Source organism: Paracoccus benzoatiresistens (assembly GCF_026913015.1).
In the GTDB taxonomy this organism is placed as follows: domain Bacteria; phylum Pseudomonadota; class Alphaproteobacteria; order Rhodobacterales; family Rhodobacteraceae; genus Paracoccus; species Paracoccus benzoatiresistens.
Map to the genome: position 1 here is coordinate 53,557 of NZ_JAPTYD010000020.1, position 10,345 is coordinate 63,901.

The 10,345-nt window shown below is 65.8% G+C and carries 8 protein-coding genes; 4 read left to right on the forward strand and 4 right to left on the reverse strand.

Annotation, left to right across the window (positions count from 1 at the left end; translation table 11 throughout):
* Positions 1-131: 131 nt before the first annotated feature.
* From OU682_RS13680 to mqo, 3 genes are all read left to right on the forward strand, one after another.
* Complete coding sequence (locus OU682_RS13680; RefSeq protein WP_268942711.1) at positions 132-1,040, forward strand: ring-cleaving dioxygenase; 909 nt, start codon at positions 132-134, stop codon at positions 1,038-1,040.
* Between the two features lie 119 nt (positions 1,041-1,159).
* Complete coding sequence (locus OU682_RS13685; RefSeq protein WP_268942712.1) at positions 1,160-2,089, forward strand: pirin family protein; 930 nt, start codon at positions 1,160-1,162, stop codon at positions 2,087-2,089.
* A gap of 318 nt (positions 2,090-2,407) precedes the next feature.
* Positions 2,408-4,138: a malate dehydrogenase (quinone) gene (gene mqo / locus OU682_RS13690; RefSeq protein WP_268942714.1), complete on the forward strand. Its 1,731-nt coding sequence runs from the start codon at positions 2,408-2,410 to the stop codon at positions 4,136-4,138.
* 140 nt (positions 4,139-4,278) lie between these two features.
* Here mqo and OU682_RS13695 read toward each other — a convergent pair whose 3' ends face one another.
* The 4 genes from OU682_RS13695 to OU682_RS13710 all read right to left on the reverse strand — a co-directional run bounded on the left by OU682_RS13695 (position 4,279) and on the right by OU682_RS13710 (position 9,247).
* Positions 4,279-5,286, reverse strand: a complete 1,008-nt coding sequence (locus OU682_RS13695) for a purine-nucleoside phosphorylase (RefSeq protein ID WP_268942715.1) — start codon at positions 5,284-5,286, stop codon at positions 4,279-4,281.
* A gap of 152 nt (positions 5,287-5,438) precedes the next feature.
* Entirely contained in the window at positions 5,439-6,398 is a 960-nt protein-coding gene (locus OU682_RS13700; protein WP_268942716.1) for an aldo/keto reductase, read from the reverse strand.
* A 151-nt stretch (positions 6,399-6,549) separates the two neighbouring features.
* Positions 6,550-7,884, reverse strand: coding sequence for an MFS transporter (locus OU682_RS13705; RefSeq protein WP_268942717.1), 1,335 nt, complete (start codon positions 7,882-7,884; stop codon positions 6,550-6,552).
* A gap of 127 nt (positions 7,885-8,011) precedes the next feature.
* The gene (locus tag OU682_RS13710; RefSeq protein WP_268942718.1) at positions 8,012-9,247 is read right to left on the reverse strand and encodes an aminopeptidase P family protein; all 1,236 of its coding nucleotides are present in this window, start codon (positions 9,245-9,247) and stop codon (positions 8,012-8,014) included.
* A gap of 105 nt (positions 9,248-9,352) precedes the next feature.
* Here OU682_RS13710 and OU682_RS13715 point away from each other — a divergent pair, with 105 nt between their 5' ends.
* Positions 9,353-10,258 carry a LysR family transcriptional regulator gene (locus tag OU682_RS13715; protein ID WP_268942719.1) on the forward strand — a complete coding sequence of 302 codons (906 nt, stop codon included), beginning with the start codon at positions 9,353-9,355 and terminating at the stop codon, positions 10,256-10,258.
* Positions 10,259-10,345 lie beyond the last annotated feature (87 nt).

Consider the following 10,345-nt stretch of genomic DNA (forward strand, 5'->3'; position numbering starts at 1 on the left):
GCCGCGTCTGGTTGCAGGTTCGAGCCAAGTGATAGTTGCCATGGATGAAATAGTGAATGGCCTGTTATCTGTCTTATCGGGAACGGCAGCGTGGCCCATCTTCAGGACAACCGCCCCCGAGGAGCACCCCCATGAGCCTTCCGATCACCGGACTTCATCACGTCACCTCGCTTGCCTCGGATCCGCAGGCGAACAGCGACTTCTTCACCAGGAGGCTGGGCCTGCGCCGCGTCAAGAAGACCGTCAACTTCGATGCGCCAGACGTGTATCACCTGTATTACGGCGATGCGCAGGGCAGGCCCGGCAGCGTGATGACCTATTTCCCGTTTCCCCATATCGCGCGCGGCCGTCCCGGCACGGGCGAGGTGGCCGAAACGGTGTTCGCCGTCCCGCCCGGCAGCCTGGGTTTCTGGAAGGACCGCCTTGGCGGCCAGGATGAGACCAGCTTTGGCGAAACGCGGCTGCGCTTCCGCGGACCGGATGGCGACCGGTTCGCCCTGGTCGAGACGGATGATCCTCGCCAAGGCTGGACCGGCGCGGTGGACGGAGACCACGCGGTGCGCGGTTTTCGCGGCGCCACCCTGCGGCTGCGCGACAAGGGTGCCACGGCGGAACTGCTGCGCTTCATGGGCTATGAAGCCGAGGCAAGCGACGGCAACCTGACCCGCTTCCGGCTGCCGGACGGCAACGGGGCCGACATCATCGACCTGGAAACGCTGCCCGAAGCCGCGGCCGCGCGGCAGGGTGGCGGCTCTGTCCACCATGTCGCCTTCTCGGTTCCCGACCGGGCGGCGCAGGACCAGGTCCGCAAGGCGATCGCCGATACCGGCTATCAGGTGACGCCGCCGATCGACCGCGACTACTTCTGGGCGATCTACTTCCGCACGCCCGGCGGCGTCCTCTTCGAGGTCGCCACCGCCGAGCCCGGCTTCGCCCGCGACGAGCCCCTGGACCAGCTGGGCCAGTCGCTCAAGCTGCCGCGCCAGCACGAACATCTGCGCGCCAAACTGGAACAGCATCTTGAGCCCATCAAGGACTGAGCCTTGATTGCCCCCTCCCGCGCGGCCGCCGCCCCCTGGTCCCTGCAGGACGACATCAGCGCCTTTGAGCAATCCTCCCGACATCCACCACACCATCGCACCCGGAAAGGTCTGACCCCATGAGCTGGAACCCCACCCAGAACCCCGACTGCCCGCTGGACCGCCTGGACAGCATCGAGACGCTGATCATTCCCCGCGCCCGTGATCTTGGCGGGTTCGAGGTGCGCCGCGCGCTGCCCGCGCCGAAGCGCCAGATGGTCGGGCCGTTCATCTTCTTCGACCAGATGGGTCCGGCCGAGTTCCTGACCGGCGGCGGCATCGATGTGCGCCCCCATCCCCATATCGGCCTTGCCACCGTGACCTATCTCTACAAGGGCGAGTTTCATCACCGCGACAGCACCGGCGCCGACCAGATGGTTTATCCGGGCGAGGTGAACTGGATGATCGCCGGCAACGGCGTCACCCATTCCGAACGCACCTCCGAGGAGATGCAGACGAGGCCCGGCTCGCTTTTCGGCATCCAGACCTGGGTGGCGCTGCCCGAGCATGCCGAGGATACGGCGGCCAGCTTCGAGCATCACGGGCGCGAGGCGCTGCCCTTCATCGACGAGGGTGGCAAGCAGGTCCGCCTGATCCTCGGCTCGGCCTATGGCGCGACGGCCCCGGTCAAGACCTTTACCGAAACCTTCTATGCCGATGCCGTGCTGGCGGCGGGCGCGAAACTGCCGCTGCCCGACAACCACGAGGATCGCGGCGTCTATGTGTCCGAAGGTTCGGTCACCATTGCCGGCGACACCTTCGAGGCGGGCCGCATGATGGTGTTCCGCCCCGGCGACCGCATCACCCTGACCGCGGGGGACCGCGGCGCCCGCCTGATGGTCCTGGGGGGCGAGACGCTCAACGGGCCGCGCTATATCTCATGGAACTTCGTCGCCTCCTCGCAGGAACGCATCGATGCCGCCAAGGAGGCATGGCGCCAGGGCGATTGGGCGCATGGCCGCTTTCAATTGCCGCCTGGCGATGATGCGGAGTTCATTCCGCTGCCGTAACCTGAAGGGCAGCGCGGCGCTCGGTCAGCTTGAGGACCAGCGCCGCCCCAGAAGCCCTTCAGGTCCGGGAACCCGCAGGTCCGACGCCTGAGCATGGTGATGTCGGCGCACCCCGAAGGCCGAGGCGCAGCCGCGACGGATGGCGGTGCTGTGCCGTGTCCTGCGGCGCTATGCGGGATGGGGATGCAGGCAACGCATGGCGGCCCTGCCCGAAAAGCATGTGTGCCATGGCATACCCTTTCTTGAAGTCGCCTCAAAATGGGCATAGGTGGGGTGCCCTTGGGAGGGGGAGCCGAGACAAACTAGAAAGGCAGACCCTTGAGAGCCCCCTACGAATTCAAGAGCAAAGAGACCGCGCGCAGCGAAGGGGCCACGCGCGGTCGGGTGAACCTGACTCGCCGTCAGCTTCTGGGAACGACCATCGCCGCCGCAGCCCTGTCGGCGCTGCCCGTCACAGGTGCGCGCGCCCAGGCTGCGGATGCGACCGTGGATGTGCTGCTGATCGGCGGCGGCATCATGAGCGCCACCCTGGGCATCCTGCTCCACGAGCTGGAACCCGAATGGACGATCCGCATGGTGGAACGCCTGGACGCGGTGGCCGAGGAAAGCTCTAACGGGTGGAACAACGCAGGCACCGGCCATTCGGCGCTGTGCGAGCTGAACTATACGCCCGAGGACAAGGACGGCAACGTCCAGATCACCAAGGCGATCGAGATCAACGAGCAGTTCCAGATCACCCGCCAGTTCCTGAGCCACCAGATCGGCGCGGGCGTGCTGACGGAACCCCGCCGCTTCATCAACTCGACCCCCCACATGAACCTGGTCTGGGGCGACGAGAATGTCGAATACCTGCGCAAGCGGTACGAGGCGCTGAAGGCCAGCCCGCTGTTCGCGGGGATGGAGTTCACGACCGATCCGGCGCAGATCGCGGAATGGGTGCCGCTGATGATGGCAGGTCGCGACCCGGAGCAGGTGCTTGCCGCGACGCGGTCGAACCTGGGAACGGACGTCAATTTCGGCGAGATCACCCGCCAATACGTCGCCTATCTGGAAACGCGCGAGCAGTTCACGCTCGAGACCGGGCACGAGGTCCGCGCGATCTTCCGCAACGAGGACGGCACTTGGCGCGTCACCTCGGAGAGCATGGCCGACGGGACCGAGACGGTGGTCAACGCGCGCTTCGTCTTCCTGGGCGGGGGCGGAGGTGCGCTGCCGCTGCTGCAGATGTCGGGCATTCCCGAGGGCGACGATTATGCCGGCTTCCCTGTCGGCGGGTCGTTCCTGGTGACCGAGAACCCCGAGGTCGTCCGGCAGCACCTGGCCAAGGTCTATGGCAAGGCCAGCGTCGGATCGCCGCCCATGTCGGTGCCGCACCTGGACACCCGGATCCTGGATGGAAAGCAGGTGCTGCTGTTCGGACCCTTTGCGACCTTCTCGACCAAGTTCCTGAAGAACGGCTCGCTCTGGGATCTGCCGGCCTCTGTCACGCTGGACAACATCTGGCCGATGCTGAACGTCGGATGGGATGAGTTCGACCTGGTGAAATACCTGGCGGGCCAGCTGATGCAGTCGCACGAAGACCAGATGGCCGCGCTGCGCGAATACTATCCGGAAGCCCGCGACGAGGACTGGCGCCTTTGGCAGGCGGGCCAGCGCGTCCAGATCATCAAGCGCGACCCGGAAGAGGGCGGCGTCCTGAAGCTGGGCACCGAGGTCGTGAGCGGCGCCGAGGGCTCGCTGGCCGCGCTTCTGGGCGCCTCGCCCGGCGCTTCGACCGCCGCGCCGATCATGCTGCACCTGCTGGAGCGGGTCTTCCCGCAGCGCCTGCAGACGCCCGAATGGCAGTCGAAGCTGCGCCAGATCGTGCCCAGCTATGGCGTCAAGCTGAACGACGATCCGGCGATGCTGGCGCAGGTCTGGGCCACGGCCGAGGCGGCGCTGGAACTGGCGCTGCCGGCCCCGCGCCTGAACGCGGCGGCCGAACTGCCCCAGCCTGGCCAGCCCGCCCCCGGGGGCGAGGTGATCCGCGTACCCGACATGGCGCTGTAGGAAGCGGGGAAAAGCAATCCAACTCTCCGGCGCACCAGCCGGGGAGTTGCGCGGCGCCCTGGCGCCGGGCCGGCAGGGTGCAAGCGGGTTTCACGTCCGGGCCGGGGATCGGCCGCCGGGGCAGCCGATCCTTTTCGCAATCACGGCTTGGGCACGCCGTTTTCGAAGCTGGGCCATTCCGCGATGATCTTCTGCGCGAAGGCATTTCCGACGCGGAACGCATTTTCGGTAGCAGAGGCGAAGCCGCCGGATTTCGCGGCCAGGGACTCGGCCGTGTCTTGTCCTTCATGGGCACGGTCGAAGTTGGACGCGGTCCGCAGGACGGCCACGCGGCCGAAATCCAGCCGGCCCGCCTGCGCGCCACGCTGAAGGGCGGCCAGCGTGGCGTTGTCCTCCATCTGGCTCATGCAATAGTCCGCCTTGCCATCGGTGAGAAGCGAGACATGCTCCTCGACTTCCTTGGCCGTGATCGCGCCGTGCCAGTAGGTGTCGGCGGAAACCGAGGCACAGACCATCACTCCGGGCTCCGCCTTCGCGGCGTCCTGCGTGTAAAGGCGACGATAGGCCGTGGCGTCCTCGTTATCGGCCAGTTCGACGTCCTTGCTGGCCTCGAAGGCAGCCTGGACCAGGGCCGGGTTCAACAGGAACACCTCGGTCCCGGCGCTCCAGCCCGGCTTTTCGTTCGGCGCCTTCGCGCCCAGTCCGACGATCTGGCTGGTCCATCCGGACGGCGCCTCGCGATCGTCGATGCGATGGACAAGCCCCGCGTCCACGACATGATCGGCCCATGCCGCCGAGCCGAGCGTGCCGTTCCGGGGATCGACGCCGGCAATGCCTGCGATGATGAAATAGGTCTTGGACAGGTCGAACTTGTCCGAAAGCGCCACGGCCATGGTCGAGGCCGCAGCATTGGCATAGCCCATGGTCGTGGTCATCTGGCAAAGGTCAGCGTTGCAGGCGACGGTGCCGGCGCTTTCCGGCAGGCCGGCGACCTCGATCCTGTTCGGAAGTTCCAGATTGTCCTGCCACGGCTTCGCCTCGGCAGCGAACATGGCGATGACCATGACCTTGGGCGCGATGACCTCCGCGTTCGCGGCGGCGGGCAGAAGGGCGGTCGTCAGGATCAGGCCGAGACGTTTGAGTGTCATGTGTATCTCCATTCTGGAGACCGCGCCTTTTGCGAAAGGCGCAGCCGGGGAAGGAGAACCTGTGCCCAACCGCACGGGTCGCATCAAGCGTCGTCGACACGCAGGGCACGAAGAAAAAGGTTCCTGACGAATTGACAGGCAGAACCCGGCCTTCAGCAATACCGTTCCACGAAGGCCATCTGGTGATCGCCATAGCGGTCGCCATGGGCAAACCCGGCGGGCAGGAGACGCTCGATTTCCGCGATGTCGGCGGCATCCAGTTCAGCGCCGAGCCAGTCGCGGAGGTGATCCGCCGTCCGGGTGCCCGGGATCGGAATGATGTGATCGCCCTGCGCCAGAACCCATGCAAGCGCCGCACCCGCGACCGTCCAGCCACGCTCGGCGCACAAGGCGCGGAATGGCGCAACGGCGGCAAGGTTGGCCGAGAAGTTCGGCTCGATGAACCGCGGATTGGTGTCGCGGAAGTCGATGCCCGTGCGGAAATCGCGCTTCAGCGGCGCGCGGCCGAACATCCCCCGGCCCAGCGGAGAAAAGGCGACAAAGGCCACGCCAAGTTCCCTGCAGGCCTGGATCAGGCCAAGCTGGGGCAGCCGCGTCCAGAGGGAAAACTCGTTCTGCACCGCTGTTACCGGATGCTCGGCATGGGCGCGGCGCAGGGTCGAGGGCGAGACCTCGGACAGGCCGTATCCGCCGAGCTTTCCTTCCTGGACCAGCCTTGCCATCGTTCCCGCCAGATCCTCGACGGGGATGTCGGGCTGGCGGCGGTGGATGTAGTAAAGCTCCACATGATCGCGCTTCAGCCGCCGCAACGACTGCTCGAGGCACTTGCGGATATAGGCTTCGTCGTTGCGCACCGTCCGGGGCGGTCCATTGAGGATGCCGCATTTCGTCGCAAGATGGATGTCCCGGCGCCCCCACTTGCCGATGATCTCCTCGGACAGGCCCATGCCATAGATGTCGGCCGTATCCAGATGGGTGATCCCCGCATCCGCCGCCGCATCGAGGCAGGCCAGGGATGTCGCTTCGTCCGTCGGGCCGAACATTCCGCCAAAGCTCATCGCGCCAAAGCCGATGGCGCCAACCTCGCGCGTGCCAAGCCGCCTCTGCTTCACCTGTGCCTCCTGTGCCCGTGGTGCGGCAGGGAAAGCGCGGCCTGTCCCCGTCGTCAAGGGACCGCGCGCCTGTCCGACTGTCGGCGGAGGCCGGACAGCAAGGAAGAAGCGGCCGAAAGGCCGCTTCCCGGTTCGCTTGCCAGAAAGCCGTTCAGTCCTCGAGCGGCCTGCCTGCGGTCTCGCGGCTGGACAGCATGGCGATCAGCGCGACGACGGCCGCCGCCACCAGGAACCACGCCGGCGCGGCCTTGCTGCCCGTGGCCGAGATCAGCCAGGTGGCGATGAAGGGCGCGGTGCCGCCGAACAGGGCGTTGGCGGTGTTGAAGCTGAAGGCAAAGCCCGAATAGCGCACCCGCGTCGGGAAGATCTCGGCCAGGAAGCAGGGCAGGGTGCCGTCGTTCACGGTCAGCAGGGCTCCGAAGATGATCTGGACCAGGACGATCATCCCGAAGCTGGCGCTATCCAGCATGCCGAACAGCGGCACCGTCAGGGCGATGAACAGGACCGAGGCGGCGATCAGCGCCGTCTTCCGCCCGAACCGGTCCGACAGCATGCCCATCAGGAAGATCAGGAAGATATAGGCGAACAGCGCGATGCTGTTGGCCAGGAATGACGCGCTTTCGTCCATGCCCATTTCAGTGATCAGGTAGGTCGGCATGTAGCTGAGGATCAGGTAGAAGCCGACCGCGTTCAGGCAGGTCACGCCGAAGGCGCGGATGATGGGCTTGCGGTATGTCGTGAACAGTTCCCGGACCGGGGTCGCCTCGACGTGATGGCGCGCTTCCAGTTCGCGGAACCGGGGCGTGTCCTCCAGCTTCAACCGGATGTAGAGGCCGACAAGGCCCAGGGGAAAGGCCAGCAGGAACGGCAGGCGCCAGCCCCAGCCGTGCAGCTGCGCCTCGGTCAACTGGCTGAACAGCAGGGCCGACATCAGCGAGCCGGCCAGCAGGCCTGCGGCGGTGCTGGCGGGGACCATGCTGGTATAGAAGCCGCGCCTTTCCGGGGGCGCGTATTCCGCCAGGAAAGACGTGGCGCCGGCATATTCGCCCGATGCCGAAAAGCCCTGCACCATCCGCACGATCAGCAGCAGCACGGGCGCCAGCATTCCGATCTGGGCATAGGATGGCAGAAGCGCGATCACGGTGGTTGCGCCCGACATGATCAGGATGGACCAGGACAGCGCGCTGCGCCGACCGACCCGGTCGCCGATGCTGCCCCAGATGATGCCGCCGATCGGGCGGATCACGAAGGAGATCGCAAAGACCCCAAAGGTGGCAAGCAGCGCGGCCGAGGGCGCGATCTCGGGGAAGAAGACGGCGGCGATCACCGTGGCGAAATAGCCATAAGAGGCATAGTCGAACCATTCGACGAAGTTGCCGATGAAGCTTGCGGTCAGAACCTTGCGCAGGACGCCGGGCGCGGCCTTGCCGTCAAGCGGTGTCTCTGCGGCAGCGGCGGCGGCTGCGGGGATGTAGGCTGTGGTCATGGTCTCCTCCCATCTGTGTCCAATGATCGTGCGTCATTGATGCCGGCCCATCCCTCCCGATCGGCCGGTGTGCTTTCGCATGCTCCTGAAAGGCGAAACCGGCGGTGGTCTGCCGCCGGTCATTGTGTCAGGCAACCTTTGCCTTGCCTGCGTTCCTGACGATCAGGTGTTCCGGGCCATAGGGGAAGCCGGTGATGTTGCGGTTGCCCCCTTCCTCGATCACCAGGATGTCGTGTTCGCGATAGCCGCCCGCGCCGGGCCGGCCCTCAGGAATGGTGATCATCGGCTCCATCGACACCACCATGCCGGGCTCCAGCACCGTTTCGCAATCCTCGCGCAGTTCCAGTCCGGCTTCGCGGCCGTAGTAGTGCGACAGGACGCCGAAGCTGTGCCCATAGCCGAAGCTGCGGTATTGCAGCAGGTTCTCGGCGGCGTACATCTCGTTCAGCTCGACCGCGATCTCCGAGCATTTCGCCCCCGGCACCAGCAGCTCCTTGCCGCGGTCATGGACCTTGCAGTTGAATTCCCACAACCGGACATGCTCGTCGCTGGCTTCCTCGGCAAACAGCGTGCGTTCCAAGGCGACGTAATAGCCCGCGACCATGGGGAAGCAGTTCAGCGAAAGGATGTCGCCGCGCTGGATGCGGCGCGACGTGACGGGGTTGTGGGCGCCGTCGGTGTTGATGCCTGACTGGAACCAGGTCCAGGTGTCCAGCAGTTCGGCCTCGGGCCAGGTCCGGGCGATCTCGCGGACCATGGTCGCGGTCGAGTGCAGCGCCACCTCGTGTTCGGGCACGCCCACGGCGGTGGCTTCGACACAGGCCGCGCCGCCCACATCGGCAATGCGCGCCATCTCGGTGATATGCGCAATCTCCTCGGCCGACTTGATCATGCGCAGGCGCATGGCGGGTGCGGCGATGTCCACGAACTCGACGCCCGGAAACTCTGATTTCAGCAGGTTCAGCAGTTCGATGTTGACGTGGTCGAACTCGATCCCAATGCGGCGGGCAGCCCCGATGATCTGGCGGATGGCGTGGAAATAGTTGTCCTTCTGCCAGTCGGTATAGGTCAGGTTCTCGCCGAAGGTGCGCCGCCAGGGCTGGCCGCCGTCGATGCCCGCGCTGATCGAGGTGGCCTTGTCATGATCGACAAGGAACCCATAGCGCCGCCCGAACTGGCAATACATGAAGTCGGCGTAATAGTTGATGTTGTGGTAGGACGTGAACAGCACCGCGTCGACGCCCGTGTCGGCCATGTGCCTGCGGATCGCATCCAGCCGACGCTGCATCTCGGCCGCCGAGAACGTGCCCTTGGCCTTGTCACCGTTGCCGACAAAGTTCTGGAGTCTTTCGCGTTGTGTCATGGCATCCTCCTTGCATGATATTTTTAAAAGGATGCAGAGAGGCTTTGCCGCAGTCAAAAGACCATTTATAATGCTCCGATTAGCTTTCCTCATGCGACGGAAGCCATGCCGCAGCCTCCGCTGAACGCCCTGCGCGCCTTCGAGGCCGTTGCCCGCACCGGCAGCTTCCGTGCTGCGGCCGAGGACCTGTTTGTCACGCAACCCGCCATCAGCCACCAGATCAGGCATCTGGAAGACTGGCTTGGCCTGCCGCTGTTCGACCGCAGCGGCCGGGTGCCAAGGCTCTTGCAGCGGGGGGTCGCCCTGGCGCGCGACCTGACAACGGCCTTCGATGGCATCGACGCGGCATGCCGCCGCGCGCGGCCGGCTTCGCCTGAGGGCGTCGTGGTCGTGGCAGCGATCCCGTCGGTGGCGGTCTGCTGGCTGATCCCCCGCCTGCCGGGATTCAGGGTGCTGCACCCGGAGGTCCAGCTGCGGGTCATCTATGCCCACCATGGCCACGAGATCGACTTCGCGACAACCGATGTGGCGTTCACCTTTGCGGACGCCCGCCCCGAGGGCGATGGCATCCTGTCCGAGCCATTCCTGTCCGGACGCAGCGTGCCGGTAGCCAGCCCGGCATTGGTCGGGACGGATCCGATCGAACCCTCGGCCGGATGGCTACTGGAGGTCGGGCTCTTGCACGACAATGATCCGTCCGGCTGGAAGACTTGGCTGGCACGCGCAGGCGAAGTGGTGCCCGACCGGCTGCCAGGCGCCATCTTCGAGGATTTCAACCTGCTGCGCGCCGCCGCCCTGGCCGGGCAGGGGGTCGCGCTGTGTTCCCTGGCGATGATCCGGTCCGATCTGGCGGAAGGGCGGCTGGTGCAACTGTCCGAAGTGTCGGTTCTGGAGGAGTTCGACTATTACCTGACCCGGTCCAACCTGACGCCGCGCGACAGCGGGCGCCGCAAGGCGCGGCAGGCGTTTCTGTCGTGGGTCGAAAGTGAACAGGAAACGGTTGGCGCCTGAGAACGGAGATTGCAGGCTCCATTCTGAATGCACCAGTCCTGCGGGGCAGGGTTCGTCATGGTGCCTCCAATCGTATCAGCTCATCTC